At 40.9% G+C, this 19913-nt stretch carries 15 protein-coding genes; 9 read left to right on the top strand and 6 right to left on the bottom strand.

From position 1 onward, the window contains the following. The first annotated feature begins 13 nt into the window (after positions 1–13). From CGC50_RS04235 to CGC50_RS04220, 4 genes are all read left to right on the top strand, one after another. Positions 14–1693 (top strand): SusD/RagB family nutrient-binding outer membrane lipoprotein, encoded by a 1680-nt coding sequence (locus tag CGC50_RS04235; protein ID WP_095909818.1) that lies wholly within the window; start codon positions 14–16, stop codon positions 1691–1693. Between the two features lie 214 nt (positions 1694–1907). Next, positions 1908–3488, top strand: coding sequence for a F0F1 ATP synthase subunit alpha (gene atpA, locus CGC50_RS04230; RefSeq protein ID WP_095909817.1), 1581 nt, complete (start codon positions 1908–1910; stop codon positions 3486–3488). Positions 3489–3559: 71 nt separating this feature from the next. Then, a complete protein-coding gene (locus tag CGC50_RS04225) occupies positions 3560–4240 on the top strand; it encodes a DUF2625 domain-containing protein (RefSeq protein WP_095909816.1) in 681 nt (226 codons plus the stop codon). A gap of 56 nt (positions 4241–4296) precedes the next feature. Beyond that, on the top strand, positions 4297–4785 hold the full coding sequence (locus CGC50_RS04220; RefSeq protein ID WP_095909815.1) for a hypothetical protein: 489 nt from the start codon (positions 4297–4299) through the stop codon (positions 4783–4785). A gap of 47 nt (positions 4786–4832) precedes the next feature. Here CGC50_RS04220 and carA read toward each other — a convergent pair whose 3' ends face one another. From carA to ccsA, 3 genes are all read right to left on the bottom strand, one after another. Continuing rightward, the gene (gene carA / locus CGC50_RS04215; RefSeq protein ID WP_095909814.1) at positions 4833–5939 is read right to left on the bottom strand and encodes a glutamine-hydrolyzing carbamoyl-phosphate synthase small subunit; all 1107 of its coding nucleotides are present in this window, start codon (positions 5937–5939) and stop codon (positions 4833–4835) included. A 292-nt stretch (positions 5940–6231) separates the two neighbouring features. Beyond that, on the bottom strand, positions 6232–7686 hold the full coding sequence (locus CGC50_RS04210) for a DUF4832 domain-containing protein (RefSeq protein WP_095909813.1): 1455 nt from the start codon (positions 7684–7686) through the stop codon (positions 6232–6234). Positions 7687–7692: 6 nt separating this feature from the next. Then, the gene (ccsA, locus tag CGC50_RS04205; RefSeq protein ID WP_095909812.1) at positions 7693–10836 is read right to left on the bottom strand and encodes a cytochrome c biogenesis protein CcsA; all 3144 of its coding nucleotides are present in this window, start codon (positions 10834–10836) and stop codon (positions 7693–7695) included. Between the two features lie 442 nt (positions 10837–11278). On the opposite strand from ccsA, the gene CGC50_RS04195 reads away from it, so the two are divergent. From CGC50_RS04195 to CGC50_RS04185, 3 genes are read left to right on the top strand one after another with little or no spacing between them, the layout of a single operon-like run. After that, the gene (locus tag CGC50_RS04195) at positions 11279–12586 is read left to right on the top strand and encodes a cation:proton antiporter (RefSeq protein ID WP_095909810.1); all 1308 of its coding nucleotides are present in this window, start codon (positions 11279–11281) and stop codon (positions 12584–12586) included. An 11-nt stretch (positions 12587–12597) separates the two neighbouring features. Next, the gene (locus tag CGC50_RS04190) at positions 12598–13362 is read left to right on the top strand and encodes a hypothetical protein (protein WP_198541633.1); all 765 of its coding nucleotides are present in this window, start codon (positions 12598–12600) and stop codon (positions 13360–13362) included. A gap of 51 nt (positions 13363–13413) precedes the next feature. Then, a complete protein-coding gene (locus CGC50_RS04185; protein WP_095909808.1) occupies positions 13414–14514 on the top strand; it encodes a hypothetical protein in 1101 nt (366 codons plus the stop codon). A gap of 10 nt (positions 14515–14524) precedes the next feature. Here CGC50_RS04185 and CGC50_RS04180 read toward each other — a convergent pair whose 3' ends face one another. The 3 genes from CGC50_RS04180 to CGC50_RS04170 are packed head-to-tail and all read right to left on the bottom strand — an operon-like array spanning position 14525 to position 17329. Next, positions 14525–16156, bottom strand: a complete 1632-nt coding sequence (locus tag CGC50_RS04180) for a C45 family autoproteolytic acyltransferase/hydolase (RefSeq protein ID WP_095909807.1) — start codon at positions 16154–16156, stop codon at positions 14525–14527. Positions 16157–16168: 12 nt separating this feature from the next. Continuing rightward, on the bottom strand, positions 16169–16867 hold the full coding sequence (locus CGC50_RS04175; protein WP_095909806.1) for a sulfite exporter TauE/SafE family protein: 699 nt from the start codon (positions 16865–16867) through the stop codon (positions 16169–16171). Then, positions 16868–17329 (bottom strand): FixH family protein, encoded by a 462-nt coding sequence (locus CGC50_RS04170; protein ID WP_095909805.1) that lies wholly within the window; start codon positions 17327–17329, stop codon positions 16868–16870. Between the two features lie 167 nt (positions 17330–17496). On the opposite strand from CGC50_RS04170, the gene CGC50_RS04165 reads away from it, so the two are divergent. Both CGC50_RS04165 and CGC50_RS04160 read left to right on the top strand, forming a co-directional pair. Then, on the top strand, positions 17497–17754 hold the full coding sequence (locus tag CGC50_RS04165) for a hypothetical protein (protein ID WP_232781189.1): 258 nt from the start codon (positions 17497–17499) through the stop codon (positions 17752–17754). 70 nt (positions 17755–17824) lie between these two features. Beyond that, on the top strand, positions 17825–19534 hold the full coding sequence (locus CGC50_RS04160; RefSeq protein ID WP_095909803.1) for a M23 family metallopeptidase: 1710 nt from the start codon (positions 17825–17827) through the stop codon (positions 19532–19534). Positions 19535–19913 lie beyond the last annotated feature (379 nt).

Raw genomic sequence — 19913 nt, 5'->3', positions numbered from 1 at the left:
TAAGATGACGAACATGAAAAAAATAGTATCTATTTTATGTGGGGTAGGGCTACTTTTTGCCACCTCCAGCTGTGAAAAAGATTTTGAAGAAATCAATACAAACCCCAATAAGCCTAAAAATTCTCTTTCTTATGCCTTGTTCAATGGCTCTAACAAGAGATTCATGGATTACACTCGTTATTCTACAACCTCTGGTAAGCTTGTGCGCTCTTGGATGCAATATACAGCTCAAACCGCTTATACTAAGGAAAGTAGATTCCTTTATAGTGATACAGCAGGAGATTATATTTGGCGTTTTTGCTACCAAGTAGCAGGGGACTATAAGGAAATTATAGAGCTTAATACAGATCCTAAAACTAAGGAAAAAACAGCTCTTTATGGGGATAATGATAACCAAATTGCTGCTTCCCGTATCATGATGGGATATGTTTTCAGTATGCTTGCTGAAACTTATGGGGATGTACCTTATTATTCTTGGCACGGGAAAGATAATCCTAAGTTCCAAGCACTACAGTTGGAAAAATACATTTCCCCTATATATGCTTCTCAAAAGGATATTTATATGGATATCTTAGATGATCTAAAAGAAGCGGTAACTCAAATTAAAACTGTTGATTCTAAGGGGAATGCTATTAAGAATGTATTCACTGCTGGGGATGATCTTTTTAAAACTCCTGAGAAATTGAAAAAATTCGGAAACTCTTTGCGTTTGCGTATTGCTATACATCTTTCTGATGTGTCAGATGCTGAACTTAAAGCAAAAGCAATACAAACTATTACAGAGATTTTGAATAATACTACTCAGTATCCTGTAATGGCTTCTAATGCCGATACTGTAGAACTTCCTTATGAGAATAATGATACCAATCCTTCACCTATCTATAGTAACTATTTTATAGGTAGAAGAACAGACTATTCTCCTGCGAATACCTTTGTAGATCTTCTCAAAGGACAAAGAGGAAATTTTGGCGTAGACCCTCGTTTGCAAAAATATTTTGCTCCTAAGAATACCTCTCTTAAGAATATAAAGGCAGGTGCTTATCAAGAATCTACAGACCTTACTAAGTATGTAGGAATGCCTTATGGAATAGATGAAACCTATAGTGATTCTCAGTTTAATTCAGGAAAATTGGTTTCACTTTTCTCTTCTAAGATATTGAACCCTAATTATGCAGAGGTACTTATTGAATATTCTGAAGTATGTTTCTTACTCGCAGAAGCTAATTTCTTAGTGAATGGTACTTGGAGTCAAGATTGGTATGAGAAAGGGGTGGAAGCCTCTATGCAAAAATGGGGTGTTTCTGCTTCCGATATTGCTACTTTCAAAACACGTATCGCTGCAGGAAGTACCTTAGCTGCTAATAAGGAAAATGTACTTACTCAGAAGTATATAGCTCTCTATATGAATCCTAATGAGGCTTGGACTGAATATCGTCGTACAGGTTATCCTACTGTTCTTATTAAAAATGGAGAAGTAAATCCTATGGTTTTACCTATAAGAGATAAGAAAACAAATGTTACAGTATCTACTTATACATTTACTTCTTTGGTGGAAGGGGTTGATTTTCCTCAGCGTCTTCAATATCCTTTGACCTATAAGAATATCAACTTGGCTAACTATCAAGACGCCTTGAAGAATATGGGAATGACTACAGATTTTATTGGTAAGAAACTTATTTTTGCCAAACGATAGAAAACAATTATAACTATTCTTTCAAAAACAGCCGCAGGAATGCGGCTGTTTTTTTGTGATAGCTCCATCAGCCATTAATCATTCATCATTAAAAAGTTTCTTTGTAAAAGTATGGTAGATATAATTTTTTTTTGTATCTTTGCGCGGTAACTTATAGAAGTGTTTCTAAAAGAAAAATTAGAACAAATAAAAAGAATATTCATACATAAAAATAATGGCACAAATAAAGGCGGCTGAGGTTTCAGCGATTCTTAAAAAACAACTAGCAAACTTCGATGCGTCTGTATCTTTGGAAGAGGTAGGGACGGTGTTAGAAGTAGGAGATGGGATTGCTCGCATTTTTGGTCTCTCCAAAGTTGAAAATGGGGAGCTTGTCCACTTTGAGTCTGGACAAGAAGGAATGGTGCTCAACCTAGAAGAAGATCATGTAGGGGTAGTACTCCTCGGTTCTTCTACTCAAATAAAAGAAGGAGATACTGTAAAGCGTACCAAAACCATTGCCTCTATCAAGGTAGGGGAGGGGATTGTAGGTCGTGTAATCAATACCTTAGGGGAACCTATCGATGGCAAAGGCCCTATCTTAGGCGAACTTTACGAAATGCCTTTCGAGCGTAAGGCTCCAGGGGTAATCTATCGCCAACCAGTGAATGAGCCTTTGCAAACAGGAATTAAGGCTATTGATGCCATGATTCCTATCGGTCGTGGTCAGCGTGAGCTTGTGATTGGTGACCGTCAGACAGGGAAAACAACGGTATGTATCGATACCATTCTCAATCAAAAAGAATTTTATGATGCAGGTAACCCTGTATATTGTATCTATGTAGCCATTGGTCAGAAGGCTTCTACTGTGGCAGGAATCGCTAAAACTTTGGAAGATGCAGGAGCTCTTGCTTATACTACTATCGTAGCGGCTAATGCTTCTGATCCTGCTCCTATGCAAGTATATGCTCCTTTTGCAGGGGTAGCTATAGGGGAGTACTTCCGTGATACAGGTCGTCCTGCCCTTATTATCTATGATGACCTTTCCAAGCAAGCGATGGCTTACCGTGAGGTATCTCTCTTGCTTCGTCGCCCACCAGGACGTGAGGCTTACCCTGGAGACGTGTTCTACTTGCACTCTCGTCTCTTAGAGCGTGCGGCTAAGGTAATCAAAGATGATAATGTAGCTCGCAATATGAATGACCTTCCAGACTCTATCAAGCACCTCGTAAAGGGTGGTGGATCTCTTACTGCATTACCTGTGATAGAGACTCAAGCTGGAGACGTTTCTGCTTATATCCCAACCAACGTGATTTCCATCACTGACGGACAGATATTCCTTGAGTCTGACCTCTTCAACTCTGGAGTGCGCCCCGCAATCAACGTAGGTATCTCTGTATCTCGTGTAGGGGGATCGGCTCAGATCAAGTCTATGAAGAAGGTAGCAGGTACTCTTAAGCTTGACCAAGCACAGTTCCGCGAATTAGCAGCTTTTGCTAAGTTCGGTTCTGACCTTGATGCAGCTACAAGCAATGTAATTGAGAAAGGAAAACGCAATGTGGAAATCCTTAAACAATCTTCTAACACTCCATATAAGGTAGAAGATCAGGTAGCAATTATCTATGTAGGATCTAAGAACCTATTGCGCCAAATTCCTGTAGAGAGAGTACGTGAGTTCGAAAAAGAATACTTGGAGAACCTTCGTACAGCGCACCAGGATGTCCTCTTGGAGCTTAAAGCAGGAAAAATCAATGATGAGATTACTTCTGTATTGGAAAAAGTAGCCAAAGAAGTAGCTCAAAATTATGTAAAATAAAGTTATTGACTTAATATTTGAGATATTGCCTTACACTCCTGTAAGGCAATATTTTTATAAAAAAGCAGGATATGAGAACATTAGAAGAATTGATCAATAAAGAAGAGCCAGGCTGGGACTTGGTACAAGAATGGATGCAAGAGGCTACCAATCCCTACGAAGTATTACCTCGGGATGCTAAGCGAGCCGAAACAGAACTACTGAACGCACAAGTAACTACTCGCTCACCTATGGGAGCTATTATTTATGAGACAGGGGGTATTCTTATAGATGGTGGTTGGATACGTCTTTTAGGTTCAGGCTGTGAAAGATTGGACAGAGGGATGTTCCAGTGGAATAAAGGAAAAACTTTTGAGAACTATGGAGAGCCGCCTGCATTCCTCTTGGTAGCCGATGATATCTTAGGAGGACTTTTTGCTATCAATGGTGGTGCTTTTGGACAAAATGATTTAGGACAGATGTACTATTTAGCCCCTGATACACTCTCTTGGGAACCTATGAATTGCGGCTATTCTGAATTTGTTAGCTGGACACTGGGCGGAGATATACATATGTTTTATGAACCTTTCTATTGGGACGGATGGCAGGAAGAAGTTTTCAAACTTAATGGAAATCAGGTATTTTCTTTTTTTCCTTTCCTCTGGACAAAAGAAGGACAGCAGATAGAAGCTGTTAGCCGAAAGGTAGTTCCTATGGAGGAGAGTTATCACCTTACAATGGATATGCAGAGACAGCTCTTGGAGAAAGAATAGAGGTATGGAGGGATTCTCTAAGGATTTTTGGATATCGGTTGTATTACAGTTTGTATATGCTTATATTTGGTTTATTCTTCCTTTATTGGGACTTATATATTGGTGGAGGAAAAGAAAAGAATTTTCTTAAAGGAAAACTTTCGCCAAGTGAGAAAGGAACAGAAGTTTCGCTTACTTCAGTCTTAAAAAACAGTTATAGGGAAGCATTAGGACTTCCTTTAGTAGAAATAACTGCTGACACAGAGATTTTTACAGAAATGGGTAATGTAGTTAAGCAAGAAAAGCTACAGAAAAAGATATATGTACTTAAAAATCAAATAATCAGCAGGTTGGTTTTCTATGAAAAAGTAGGATATGAAGAGGATATATTTCTTTTAGAGGACAAGGAAATGAGGATTGTTTTTGACCATACAGATAAGGAAGTGCTCTATATGTCAAAGGGAGAAGAAGAAATTACCTTTGAAGAATTTATTTATCAGTATCAAAAACTAATAGGGAAAACTCTTCCATCAACTTTGTTTTATGGACAGGTATTACAAGTCTAAAATAGCAACACGCCCTGCATAACCTACAAGGCGTGTTATTTTATTAGTTACTTGTTACTTGTCATTAACTCAATGAACTGGTCAAAGAGGTAGCTGGCATCATGAGGGCCTGGAGCTGCTTCAGGGTGGTATTGTACGCTAAATACGGGGCGGTTCTTTAGGCGAATACCCGCTACTGTACCATCATTGAGGTGTAGATGGGTGATCTCTATATTAGGGTTCTTTTCTGCTAATTCCTTATCAACAGCGAATCCATGGTTTTGGGAGGTAATCTCATCTTTGCCTGTAAGGAGGTTTTTTACAGGATGGTTGATTCCCCTATGCCCATTACGCATCTTATAGGTAGGTACTCCTTGGGAGAGGGCAATAAGCTGATGGCCTAAGCAGATACCAAAAATAGGTTTGCCACTTTCAATAAGTTTTTGGGTAAGAGCTATTACCTCGGTCAGGGGCTCAGGGTCTCCAGGACCATTGGAGAGGAAGAAACCATCAGGAGCAAAGGCATTGAGCTGCTCAAAGGTAGCGGTATGGGGAAAAACCTTGATATAGGCTCCACGAGCAGCTAAGTTGCGCAATATATTGCGCTTGATCCCTAAGTCCAAAGCAGCAACACGCAAAGGCGCATTTTCATCACCTACAAAATAAGTTTCTTTGGTAGATACTTTAGGAGCTAAGGCCAGTCCTTTCATGGACGGTTGTGCCTTAAGTTGGGCTTTGAGCCCCTCTATATTGTCCACTTCGGTGGAGAGTACAGCGTTCATACTTCCATGGTCACGGATGTAGGAGACCAAGGCGCGAGTATCTACCTCACTTACCACAAATAGACCTTGTTTTTCGAGGAAGTCTCCTAAAGTCTCTTCGCTGATAGGGCGAGAACCAAATTCGCTAAAATTGCGACATACAAGCCCTGCAATCTTTACTCCTTCGGACTCATTCTCTTGGGAGAAAGTTCCATAATTACCTATATGAACGGTAGCAGCTACCATAATTTGTCCATAATAGGAAGGGTCGGTGAAGATTTCCTGATACCCTGTCATCCCTGTATTAAAACAGATTTCCCCAAAGGCACTTCCTTCTTTTCCTACGGCTTTCCCATAGAAAATAGTGCCATCCTCCAAGAGGACTATAGCCGGTTTTTTTTGTGTATATTTCATTGAATAATCACAATTGTGTTATGGTGCAAAAATACAATTTTTATCGGAGAAATAACGATTTTTTTGATTAAATTTTCATAGCAATTCCTGCTTTTACAGAGAAGATATTTCCTATATCCGCTTGTGCTTGGAGAGCTATGTGTTTTAGCAGGTAATATCTCAACCCCAAGTGCATTGTATTAGGTTATTTCTCTGTGATGTTCGTTTCTAAATTCTTGCAAGATACATCCTGAATTGTAATCAATAAGGGCATTCCCTTTCCCAAAGATATTGAAATAAAATAATCTCATTTTTATTCGGCAAACTTTGCTAAAGAGTGTATATTTCCTAAGTTATTTTCCCCTATTTCAGAGAGTGTAATCTCTTGTATCTTGTTGTATCCTTTTTGTGGATTCCATATATCCTTATTGGCCAGTTGGATACTATATTCTTTTCTTAGGGAAAGGGTCTTTCGAGGATCGGGGAGATTTAGGTAGATAGTATATTTGCCTTTTGCCATACTATTAGGTAGCAAAAAAGTAGCCTTTATGGTGCTTTTTTTTCCAGCAAACCAGTAGCGAGGATCATCTGTCAAGGTGATTTTGTATTTCTCACGAGGATTTTCCTCAGAGATGAACAATAGTTCTACGCTACGAGGATTGAAAGGGGAAGCCCATCCAGTATTTTTTAGCTGTAATTCTATCTGATAAGGACTTCCTATCTTAGGAGTCTTCGTGAAATACCCTTTGACTAAAGAGAAGCGATAGCCCAATCGTTTTTGGATTTCATCAAGGCATTTCCCTCCTTTCCATTGTTCGAAAACATCTTGATGATAGTCTCGATTGAGGTAAGACCAGTGATACTGAGAGAGTTGTTCTAAGGCATTGCTACATACAGCTAAGGAAGAAAGAGCACAAGTCTCTCCCCCCATGGCGACATATTTGCTTTCTGCCTTCCAAAAATTGCGGTATGAGAGGTTGTTGGCAAAGGTGCCTCTATCATCGTTGTCTGCTAAAAAGCAATCATTATGTGCGGCAATACGAGATAGAGGAGTTCCCTGAAAGGCTGTCGAAGCGCTAAGAGTATCTTTGGCACTGATGCCCTGAGTGAGGAGCTTGGCCTGAGGCGTACGTACAGCAATCATTCTATCCGAAGGAAGTGCATCCAAAAGAGCGGTAAGAACACGAGCTCTAGGGGTATACTCTCCCTCCTTGGGCTTGTACACATAGTTATCTGTATAGTACCATTCTCCCCACACCCCTACAAAGCCAGCTTCCATTAAGCAAATGACATCTGAATATTCTTGCAGAATAGGCTTGAGCTGAGCGATGTGTCTTTGGGTAATATCCCAAGGAGCATCCCAAGGTTTCTCGTCTCTGGAAGAAGTATAAGCAAAGCGTAGAATAGCCTTATTACCTCCTTCGCGGAGTACTCTCATATTGTGACGAATTTGCTCAAGAAAAGCCTCAGATATAGGCCTATCTCGGAATTCTCTCAAATAGTAGATCGTGAAAACAAGAGAAATGCCTTCCTTGCGATATTTTTGGATATCACTGACAGAGAGTGTTTCTTTCTTATTCGCAGAGAACCCACGATGGGTATAGAATCCTCGTTCAGGATTAAGAATGTCTGCTTGACTTTCTGTATACTGTTTCATCTCCATCTGACTGTAATCGGTAGGGACAGAGAGAACTGTTTCTTCAGAATTGTTTTTCTGACAATTGGCAAAGAGCAGTATGCTGGAGAGAAATAAATAAACAGGTTTCATGGGTAATTATTCTTTAAGTTTTTTTCTTCTGATAAAAGAGACAATTCCTAAAATCACGACCAATACTGCGGCATAATAGACAAAGTTTGGAGTAATGACTTTTTCTCCGCTGGCGTAGCTATGTAGTCCTGAAAGGTAGAAATTAACCCCGAAATAGGTCATCAGGATACTAGCAAAGGCCACCACACTGGCAAAGTTAAAGCCCCACACGCCACGTAAGGAGGGAACAATACGCATATGAATCACAAAGGCATAGACCATGATGCTCACCAGTGCCCATGTTTCTTTCGGATCCCAGCCCCAGTAGCGTCCCCAGCTCTCATTGGCCCATTGAGCTCCTAGGAAGTTTCCAATGGTGAGCATGATAAGTCCCACGGTAAGGGCTAACTCATTGACAATAGTCAGTTCATCTATTACACCCTTGATTTTTTCTCGGTTCTTCGACGTGGTAAGAATCATGAGTAAGAGGTTAATAGCTCCTAAGATCATGCCCAAGGTAAAAGGACCATAGCTACCTACAATCACGGCCACATGGAGCATCAACCAGTAGCTATTGAGTACAGGCTGTAGGTTGCCTATAGAAGGGTCAAGCCAGTTCCAGTGTGCTATCATCAGGATCATGGAGGTTACAAAGGCGGTGGAGGCGAGGCTCAGTGGTGAGCGACGGGCAAAGCACAGACCAATACCCATGGTAGCCCATGCTACATAAATCATACTCTCATAGGCATCGCTCCAAGGGGCGTGGCCTGAGATATACCAGCGGAACGCAAGTCCTGCGGTATGTAGGGCAAAGAGGAAAAAGAGTAACCCTGTACACACTTGGGTGATGATGCGTAGTGCTTTTCGCTCTCTGAAAATACGAGCTATTAGCACAACGAACATCAGAGTTCCTACATATAAGTACCAGCTAAAGAGACTTTTGAAAACATCATATTTGTTGTACAGAATCTCAGCATCGATTTGCCTCTCAGAAGGGATCACAGCATTACCTACGGCACGTTGGTTTTCCTTGAGCAAACTCAAAATCTTGTCGGCCTCTGTGTAATCCCCCGTTTCAGTCGCTTCTTTTACCGAAGAGAGGTACCAGCGGAAGGCATGCTTGATAAACCCAGCTTCCAATGTATCTTGGGTATAGCGAGGATTCTCGTAGATATCCAATGGGGAAATCCACTTGTTGTTAGGACTATCCTTCAGCGGGAAGATACGCAACATACTTCCCGAAAGGGCACGTTCTAAAAGGTGCATCTTCATGTCCACTTCTTTGAATTCTTTTTGGAATTGGTTAGGGTTGGAAGTTGAATAAGCCTCTACCAAGTAGGGGTTAAGTTTGTTGTTATATTCTTGGTCTAAGAAGTCCAAAGCACGTACACGTTTGAGACCTTTTTCTACACCTAAAATCTTATGTAGACTGTCGTTATCTTTTTTGATATAGAAAAAATCTACATTGTACCATAGCTGACGATTCAGAAGCATAGAGAGGAATACCTGATTGGCATCCAATCCTCGGAAAGTATCTGCTTTGCTCACTTTTCTCAGTAGTTCTGAGGCAAAGGTATTGATAGGTTTCATACGACCATCTTCGTCCTGTATTACTAAGTGAGCGAAGCGGTCAGCATGTTCCTTTTTCACGGTAGTAACCTTGATAAGGGAGTCTATCTGTTTGGGAGTTAGTTCAAAAGAGTTATGTTGAGCATATCCTCCGACCCAGAAGAACAGCGCCAACAGGGTGAGGGTTCCTTTGCGCTTGAGGGAGAGTTTTTTGAGTTTTTGACTCAGTTGTACAAAGCGTGTCTTTCCAAAGAACATGCTGGCAATAAGGCCAATATAGAGTAGGGTATAACCAATATAAGTAAGTAAAGTGCCCCAAAAATCATGATTTACAGAGAGGATAGTTCCCTGCTCATCAGGAAAGAAATTGGCTTGGAAGAAGCGATAGCCCTTATAGTTAAGGATATTATTCATGTAGATATCGTATTTGAAAGACTCCTCGGGAGAGGTTACGGTCACTTTGCTCTTGAAAGAAGAGTAGCTACGATCAGTACCAGGGTATTTGTCTGCAATAAAGTCATCCAATTTCACCTTGAAGGGTAGGGGGGTACGTACCGAGCCATAGTTCAGGTGGAAGGTAAGTCCACCTACCTCTACCGAAGTAGGAGGGTTGATCACATCACGCCTACCGAGTACCTCTACCTCCTTGGTTTCTCCACCACAGCTGATCTTCATCAGAAGGGCACTTTGGTCTGCTGCAGTTCGTTTGTTTGCCGCAATAGAAGCCATAACCATTTTTCCTTTCTTAAGAGGTTCTGGTAATACAAAGCGCATGCCCTCTATGTTGTATAGACAGCGATATTGGAGGGGTTGCATACTATCCTTAGCCACAGTGAAAACCTTTTGGTCTGTCATAGTCATATAGCTGCCCAAATAAGGGCTACTGATATAGCTTCCTTCTGGAGTAATCTGTAGGTTGATAGCCCCTTCGGTAGCTTTGTTCAGGGAAATAGGTAGCCCATGAAAGTTCTCGAGACTACCTACTTTGAGATAATGTTCGTGTCCTTCCCCTCCAGAGCTTTCTACAATCTTGAGGTATTCCTCGCCGGAGGGATCCTCTACAAAGGATTCTTCAGCATTGGCTATGAATCGGGTGAGTTCTATATGGAAATCCTTACCCTTGAAGTCCGAAGCCCAGTTGTAGTTGTTCGAGGTGAACTCTGAGAAGAGCACCTCTGTCTGTTTGGCTTTACGCAAGGGTTGTCCCTCATAGGTCCCATCGACCTGAGCAGTAATATAGGTCAGCTCTGAGGTGTAGAAGTCAGCCTCCTCGCCTTCACGTAGGGCGAGCTTGCCCTCATCGCTGATGTATCGAGTAACTCCAGCGCCTACGATAATGAAAATCCAAGAAGCATGTAGGACAAAGACAGCCCAGTTCTCACGCTTGAGTAGGCGATACCTACCAATGTTTCCTATGAAATTCACTACAAAAAGTACCATGATGAGTTCGAACCACCAAGCATTGTAGATCCAGATTTTTGCGGTGTCAGTATTGTACCATGTTTCTACAAAAGTACCCATAGCAAGAGCCGCTCCATAGACTAAGAAAAGCATCGCCATTAGGCGTGTAGAAATAAGGATTTGAGTAAGTTTTTTAAGCATTTTTCAAATGTTTTCAGGGTACAAAAATACAAAAATAATAACAAACGGCAAACAAGTTTTGAGTTTTGAATTTTAGTACTGATTACTAGATCCTATAGTGTATTGTTAAGGGGGCAGCCTCAAGTACAAAGGGAGAAGATAGCTTACCCCTCTATACGAGAGTAGCTCAATGCTGTCAAGATGCTTATCTCCTTGGACGATTGGAGGATAACCCCCCAGAAAATCACTTATGAAATGTGGCGGGCTCAGAAAGAATTACTTGAAAAAATGCTACTTGAAGAGGAAATTGCAAAAAGGTGTTCTCGAGATAACTTCTTGAAAAAGGCTAAAAGTATATTGCCTTCTTCTAAAGAGTGGCAGCATGACAAATAACGAATAAAATTCTCTTTAGTCATTTGTCATTTATCATTATTTTTGTATTTTTGCCCAAATTAAAAACAATATGGAATTATACTACGCATTTTCTGTAATTATTGTATTGGCAGCTTTGTTTTCTTATGTGAATGTAAGGTACATAAAGCTTCCAATGACTATAGGGATTATGGTTGTCGCCATGATGGTATCGGTGGGGATACGTCTCTTTGGAGAGGTCATTTTTGCAGGTCTCTCTCATAAGTTGGAGTCTCTCTTGCAGGGGTTCGACTTTACAGAAATCTTGATGAGTGCGATGCTTAATTTCCTGCTTTTTGCAGCTGCATTACATATCAATGTCTCCGATTTGAAGGAGTATAAATTGCCTATTTTTACCTATGCTACTGTGAGTGTAGTGCTCTCAGCATTTATTATTTCTGGTCTGTTGTACTATATTGCTCATTGGGTAGGAATGGATATCCCTTATGTATATTGCTTGCTCTTTGGTACTCTTATTTCGCCTACGGATCCTATTGTGGTTTTGGGCGTACTCAAGCAGGCCAATGTACCCAAGCGTATTGAGACGAAGATCACAGGAGAATCTCTTTTCAATGATGGGGTAGCTGTGGTGATGTTCGCTGTGGTACTCAAGCTGGCTACTGATGCAACTTTTGAGCCTTCGTTCAATGCCATTACTAAGCTTTTTCTTTTGGAGGCAGGAGGAGGAATTTTCCTAGGAGTGATTTTAGGCTTTCTTGCTTCTGAGATGATGAAAAAAGCAGATGATTACCATGTGAGTGTGCTAGTGACCCTTGCGGTGGTTATGGGAGGATTCCTTATTGCTAAGGCCTCTCATGTGTCCTCTCCTTTGGCAATGGTTATTGCAGGACTTTTTGTGGGTAATGTAGGAAAGAAAGCCAGTAGTGAGGAAAATAGGGATTATCTTAGTAAGTTCTGGGCGATTGTGGATGAGATTATGAATGCTATCCTCTTCCTTTTTATAGGTTTTGAGATGCTATTGATTGACAATTTGGATAAGCAGTTTCTTCTAGGTGCTATCACTATTATCGTATGTCTCTTGGGGCGCGCACTGGCTATTTATATACCTGCACAAACGATTTTGCGCAAGGTCAGCTCCTATTCACCAGGTTCCCTCATTACTATGGTATGGGGGGGAGTACGTGGGGGCGTCTCTATCGCCTTGGTGCTTTCTATTCCTCAGGATCATGCAGGGATGAAGGAAACACTTTTGCAGATTACTTATATAGTCGTATTGTTCTCTATCTTAGTACAGGGACTTACAGTAGGAAAAGTAGCTAAGAAAGCCCTTTATCAAGACGAGGTGATGCTTAGACTTAAGCGTATCAGAGCTGCTCAACAGCGTAAAATAAGGGAGTAATTTATTCTTGAATGATGAAAATATGTAGGTTGTTATATATCTGTTGCTTCTGGGGGGTCTTTTCTCTCTCCTATGGACAACATAAGACAGATTGGAGTAGGGAAAGGCTCCAAAAAGCTATAAAAACACTTCGTATTAAGGGATATCATGTCATAGAAAATGGCGCAATGGCGCAGAAGGGGGCACTTATAGCCGAGATGAATCTGGAAAAAACTTTTGATTCGCAAGGAAATATTATCTTGGAAATCTATTTTGATGATAAGAATGCCGAGACACTTCGCTATGAGTATGTGTACAATGCCCAGGGAGTCAAGAAGTACAAGCTACACCTCAACCCGAAAAAGGAAAAGGTGGGGCTTACACTCTTCAATTGTGATGCACAAGGTAATGTGACCAAGGAAGAGACCTATGATCAGAATGGAGACTTGGAGTATTCTGCTTTGTTTGTCTATAATGACAAGGGATTGGCCAAGGAAAGTAATTTCCTAAGAGAGGATTTTTCTATGAAAATTCACTCTTCCTATGATAGTAAAGGGCGACTCTTGGAGCAGGAACAACATATAGTGGACAAAGGAGAGAATATATTCAACAAAGGAAAATATCGCTACAATGGTCATGGAGATTACGATCGTATTCTTTCGTTGCTCAAGAGGAATTTTGCTCAGAAGAATACCTTTCATTACAAATATGATAAAAATGGCAATTGGGTAGAGCGTTTTGAGTATCAAGATGGCAAACCAAAGACGATTATCGAGCGACAGATAGAATATTTTTGAGTGAAGTAGAGACGTAATTTATTGCCTCTTACAAATTAACCCTAATCTATTATGTATAGAATCCTCTTAGTTTTTTTAGCACTTCTTTTGTGGGGGTGTCCTAAGCATACCCCTACCATCAATGATGAACCTCTCACACCTAAGGTAGAGGCGGCACTGTACAAGCTCATCGGCTGTGCACGTTTTGACCTGAGTGAGCTGAAGGATATCGAAAAAAATGGTTATTACTTTGCTAATGAGGCTTGTCCAGAGGAGGAAAACCCTTTCGGGCAGGTGGATATCTTTCTCTATCCAAAGAATGAACAGTTCGATGTCAAGGTAGTTAGATCTGCTATGTATTATGGAGACAAACAGGAATGGGTGGATGTAGTCTTCAATCCTATCAAGGAGATGTCTCCCCAACAGATAGCTCAGAACTTTAATGTATTGCTTGCCATTGTCGATAAGAAATATTTGGAACCAGATTCCGTCAGTGGATATAGGATGAAGGGATTCGCCAAGATTATTTTCTATAAGCTCAAGGATGGACATTGGACAAGGGAAGAACCTATCTCCATAACCAATAATCCATGGAATATTTATGAATACCTTAAAGCATCACAGGGATTGGAAGAGCAACTGATTAAGCCCAACAAGGATCAGGTACATATCACCGATGTTACGGCTTTTGTTACTCGTATAGAGTCGGTTGGGTTCTATACAAAGGACAAGGAGAAGTCAGCAGACCTTAATGGGGATGGATATGAGGATTATATCTTTGTTTTTTGTCCTACCAATTCCAGAATGCCACAACAGCCTATTATTGTACTGCTAAGTCAAGAAAAGGAACAGTACAAGGTGCTTGTCAATGAAGGACTTCACCTAAAGAGTAGTCTCTATGGAGATAATTCCTATGAGATCGTGGTCAAAGGGAAATACTTCACCACAGAAGGGCAAGGCGGTTATTCAGATGGGGATACTCAAAAACAAGTCAAAAGCTATGTTACTTTCTATGCCCAGCCCGATGCTATACTGCTTCACAAAATAGGGATAATTACCTTGGTCAATGGAGAGAAACAAGAAATACAGCTTGATACAGCGGACTTTGGGGAAGTTTTCCTTGATGAGTTTTTCTATACCCTTCCTTTTGATATGTCATCGGAGGAAGAATGAGCCCAAAGGTTCAATCTTTAAGTCTCTTTTCTATATGTTCCTTTTCTACGGCATAAGGAATCTCTTTCGTCAGCGCTATTTTATATTGTTCTTTGGCTTCTTCATATTGCCCATTTGCCCAATAAGCCTCTCCCAGTAGGTAATAGCCTTTCCAATAATCGGGATTGAGGAAGGTTAGAGGTAGGTAATCACTTATCTGTATAGTAGTTTTCTCTCTCAATTGCTGGCTGAGTTGCTGTTCGAGGTATCTGTAGGCTTCATAGTCCTTATAGGCTTGTGTATAAAGAAAGGGATCCGCAGGGATATTCTCATTAGTCTGTGGATATACTGTATGGGGAGCATATTTTTCTCCTTTGAAAATTTCTTTTAGATCGTAGGCGACAAACTCTCCTAACTGATAGGGAGCTGTAGAGACCCAAGCGATACGTTCCTCTGGGGAGAAGATAACACTATGATGTGCCAGAAGTTGGTTAAGGGCTTTTTCGTTACCATAGCCTAAAGCTCTGCCTTCCAGCCCCTCAGTATTGCGTAGTATAGCAGCTATCCCCTTAGGGGTAAGGCGTTCATTTTCAGACACTAATTCTTGCATTTTTTTATAACGGTAAGCGGTGTGGGTCTGGGCTATTTGTTTGCGATTCTTCTTGTCCTTCAGGTAGGGGGTGCTCTGAAAGTGATTGGCACACAGCAGCAGACCATTATCTACCTCATATACGCCGAACTTCTTAGGAGAGACTTCTATCAGGATAGCCTTGCCTTCCTTAGCGCTACCTACCATAATCGCCTCGGAGACAAATATTTTTCTTTTTTTTGCAATTGCGATAGCTTCTCCAGTGGTGGTGGCAAATTGTAATATTTCTCTACACAGGAGAGAGATGGGGGTGCGTGCTTTCAGAGGAATATTGGACTTACCTGCATTAATCGTTACAGTAAGCCCTTCAGTGTTCATGCCCGACATGACCCCAATCATTCCCCCCCAAGCATAAGACATAAAGGGATACCCCTGAGTGGGACGAACGAAGCGAACGATTTTCTCGGTGGCGAAATCGTCTGAGAGGTAGAAGTCAAAGTTGCGCCCTATAAGGAGCTTCCCCCCTTCGGTATGCCTGCCCCATGCGGCTAAGGAGGAGCACCCTACCAGCATCAGATCCTGTAAGGCATGCCCTATGTCATGGGCTGAGTGTAGGTATAGGCTGCGCTCATACTTAGGAGCTATATAGTCAAAGAGGCTATCGGCATAGCGGGATTGTCCGTAGAGTTCTGCTCTATAGATGGGGAGGATATTCTTATCGATATCCCGATTGAACCATTTGAGAAATTTGTACAGAAAGCGCTGTTTCCGCTCGGAGGGGACAAAGTCTTTGAGCTTGGTAAAAAGAAGACTGTCCTGACGGTGGTAGAGCCTTTGGGTCAGGGCGCCAGAATTGAGTCCCAATTGTAGTGGGTTACCAGAGAGGTACAGCTCCCATATCCCTTGCTTGTTGCGGATAAGATAGTTGTCCCCAAAGGAATACAACGAATCGTGAAGATTCTCCACCACAGGTGTCTGTGAAGAGTATAGAGAGGTCTCTGGCGGACTTATCTTCTTATGAAAGATACCACAGGAGGTAAACAAGAGCAGAAGTAATAAGCAAAAGTTTTTCATAAATAATAAGCATTAGCAATCTGCCTTTGGGTGGAGTATCAGATGAGTATCTCCTGGGGAGAGGTATGGAATACCTAGACCTAAGCCGCGTAAAATGAACAATATCCCTACCAAAATGACCACTAAGGGTAGCCATTGGTTGAGCCTTCTTCTAAGAGCAAGAGGCAAGAAATCACCTAAGAGGATGAGTAAGAGCATCAAGGGAATGGTACCCACTCCAAAGGCGGTCATATAGATCATACTTCCCCACCAATTGCCCATAGCCAGCGCTCCAAATAGGGCAGTATAGACAAGTCCACAGGGTAGAAACCCATTGAGAAAACCAATAGAGAGCGAACTTGTGAGGGTCTTTTTCGAAAGTTGCTTTCCTAAGGCATTTTTCAGTAGAGAAAATCCCTTGAGCAGTGGGTTGCCAAGACCTTTTACTCTGAGGTGCAATAGGGAGAAAAGCCCCATAAGAATCATCAGAAGACCTGCAAAAATAGAAAATTCCTGCTGGTACTCAGCGATAAAAATCCCTTCTCCTACAAGACCAAAGAGCAAGCCCATAAGGGCATAGGCAAGGGTTTTACCTATGAAATAAGCACCTAATTGGAGGGAGCGAAAGCCCTTGCGCTGTCTTTGCAGAGGAATCAGCAAAGCAATAGGGCCACACATACCTACACAATGAAGACTCCCAAATAGTCCTAAAGTGAAAGCGAGGACGAGCATCTAATAATTAACTTTGTCGAATAGGGTTAGGTAATTCTTTCCTTCAAAACTATATTCCACACGGATATTCCAGCGCCCTTCAGAGAGCAAGTCGGCAGGGACTTTTAGAGAGCAGTTATCCAAGGAGGTGATAGGCAAGGTAAAGTCTTTTTTGCTATCCGAAGGGCGATAGAAAGAGATAACTCCTACCACCGACTTGCCTGTAACCTCCGAAGGAAAGTCAAAGCGAATTCCCTCTTTGGCACCCTTGGTATAGGAGAGTTCCACTTGCATGTGCGCATCAAGTGTCTGTTTCTGAGCATCAATGTCCTTCTGAAAGTCTAATTCCTGAGCATAATAGTTCTCAGTAACCAATTCATGATCATACTGCTTGTCCACTAAAGTAATGACAAAGAAATACATGATAAAGCCTACAAAGGCTAAGATGGCCAGGAGAATCCCTGTGCCCCAACTAAGTTTCATATAGGTCTATTTTTATTGGAGCAAAAGTACTACAAAAAATGAAATAAAAGGCTTATTACTATAGATTTTTTTGATAGTGATTTTTTTGTTCTGAGAAATATTTAGTACCTTTGCAGAAAATTTGAGTGATGAGTTATCAGGTCTTAACAGACAATATTTCTCTCTATATGAAGGCTTTATTGCTTTCAATTCCTTTTCTTATAGGGGTATATTTCTTTTCCAAAAAAGCAATGTCTTATTTTATCCCTATGTCTTTGGCTATAGGTTTTGCACTCCATATCCTTTATCAGTATCTGTTCTATATCCTTTTCAAAGGCGATTTCTACGCAGGAATGCTATGGCTTTATACTCTTTTTATCAGTGATTTTATCAATATAGGTGCTTTTTTGTTATCTATTCTTGTCAAGGTAAAACGAAGAAGATAAAGAATCATGAAAACTTCTTGATTTGTAAGAGAAAAACCTGTAATTTTGCCGCTTGTTTATTTTATATAAGATGATAAAAAAAATCTCTTTCCTTTTATTATATTTTTCAGCGACTCTTCTTTGGGCTCAGACTACCCATAGAGAACACCCAACAGATTATTTTGCTTCTCCTTTGGACATTCCCCTCTCTTATGCAGGGAATTTCTGTGAGCTACGTCCCAATCACTTTCATGGGGGGATGGATATCAAAACAGATGGGAAGCAGGGGCTGAATGTATACGCCACTGCCGATGGGTATATCTCTTGCATTAAGGTTAGTACCTATAGCTATGGCAAGGTGATGTATATAGATCATCCTAATGGCTATACTACAGTGTATGCCCACCTACAAAAATTTGCTCCTGAGATAGAGAAGTTTGTCAAGGAGCAACAGTACAAAGCCGAAAAATATGAAATGGAATGGGACTTTACACCGACTGATTTCCCAGTGAAAAAAGGAGATTGGATCGCTGTAAGTGGCAATACAGGAGGAAGTGCTGCCCCTCACTTACACTATGAGATTCGCGATACACAGACCAAAAATGCCTATAATCCCTTGCTCTTTGGCTATCCTTGTCCAGATGATCTCTCTCCTATCATAAATCAAGTAGTGGCGTATCCTTTGAACGATGCAGCTGCTATAGAGGGCAGACAAGAAAAGAAGGCGCTATACTTGGCTAAAGAGAAGAATGACTACCACACAGCTAAGATTACCGCTCAAGGGAAAATTGGGATAGGTATCAAGGCAATAGATAAGATGACCGGTACTTATAATACCTTTGGGGTGTATAAGGTAACTCTCTCGGTCAATGGGGCACCTAAGATCTCATATACTTTCGATGAACTTATCTCTGGGGAGGATCCCTATATCAATACCCTGATAGATTTTCCTCTTTTTGTCAAGACAGGGGCTCGAGTACAGCTTCTCTACAAGGAACCTTATAATAAGCTATCCAACTATACCTTAGCTGAAAATAACGGTGTTATAGAGATTCAGGATGGCCTTTTCTATATCATTACTGTCGAGGTAGAAGATTTTGCACACAACAAATCCACTATTACCATTCCCATAGAAGGGAAAAAAGAAGTGCTATCCCCTAAGGCAGAAGAAACCCTTAGCAAAGGAACCCTCTTAGTAGCCAATCGTGATAATATGTACAAAACCGATCAAGCTTCGGTATTCTTTCCTGAAAATACTTTTTTCCACGATACTTATATAGAGGTACAGCAAAAAGGAGATACCCTATCGGTAAAAGCGCCTATCCAACCTTTAAAGAAACAATATACTCTGGTTTTCAATGGGGATAAGTATTCCGAGGTAGAACTTCCTTATGTATGTATTGCCTCAGTAAGGGGTAAGGGTAAGTATTACCAGGGCTCTTATCGCAGGGATAAGATACTCACAGCCAGAGTGAAGACCTTGGGCAATTTTGTTCTTACCACCGATAAGATACCCCCAGTGGTAAAGCCGCTGAACTTCTCCAAGATAAAGAACAATATAAGCAAGCTCGACAAGCTCAAGGTCAGTGTCAAAGATAATTTCAGTGGGATAGGCAAGTATCGTGCCACCATCAATGGACAATGGGTACTTATGGAGTACGAACATAAGGAAGGGCTGCTCTTCTTTACCCTTTCTGATAAATATTTCACTGAAGGTGAAGACTACCTTTTTGAACTCACTGTAGCCGATAAAGTAGGAAACGAAAGCACTCTTTCGATACCTTTGGTATATAAACAATGATCAATGCTTAATGATCAATGATCTTTTACAGTGTGTTTTTTGTAGTTTATGCCTGCTATGGATAGAATTTGTAGCTCTCTTATAAGGATTTTTTGCTATTGTATTTCTATCATAAAGGGTATAAAAGAACTGCAAGAAATGTGCCAACAATGGGAATTTATTCATAGAAAAAAATATTGAGAAAAATTTTGTATAATAAAAAAATTTCGTAAATTTGCACATCTTTAAGAATAAGATAAAAATATAAAAAAATAAGACATATAGCGTTTCGCTTTATCATTATTTCCTGATTTCTGAAAACGACCAATTTTTTAAATGTTACGGGAAAGTGAAGTGGAAATGCCTACCATAGCGTAGGCATTCCTTTTGCTTTGTAACA

This window comes from Capnocytophaga gingivalis (assembly GCF_002302415.1).
Taxonomy (GTDB): domain Bacteria; phylum Bacteroidota; class Bacteroidia; order Flavobacteriales; family Flavobacteriaceae; genus Capnocytophaga; species Capnocytophaga gingivalis.
This window is presented reverse-complemented; position numbering and strand designations above follow the sequence as displayed.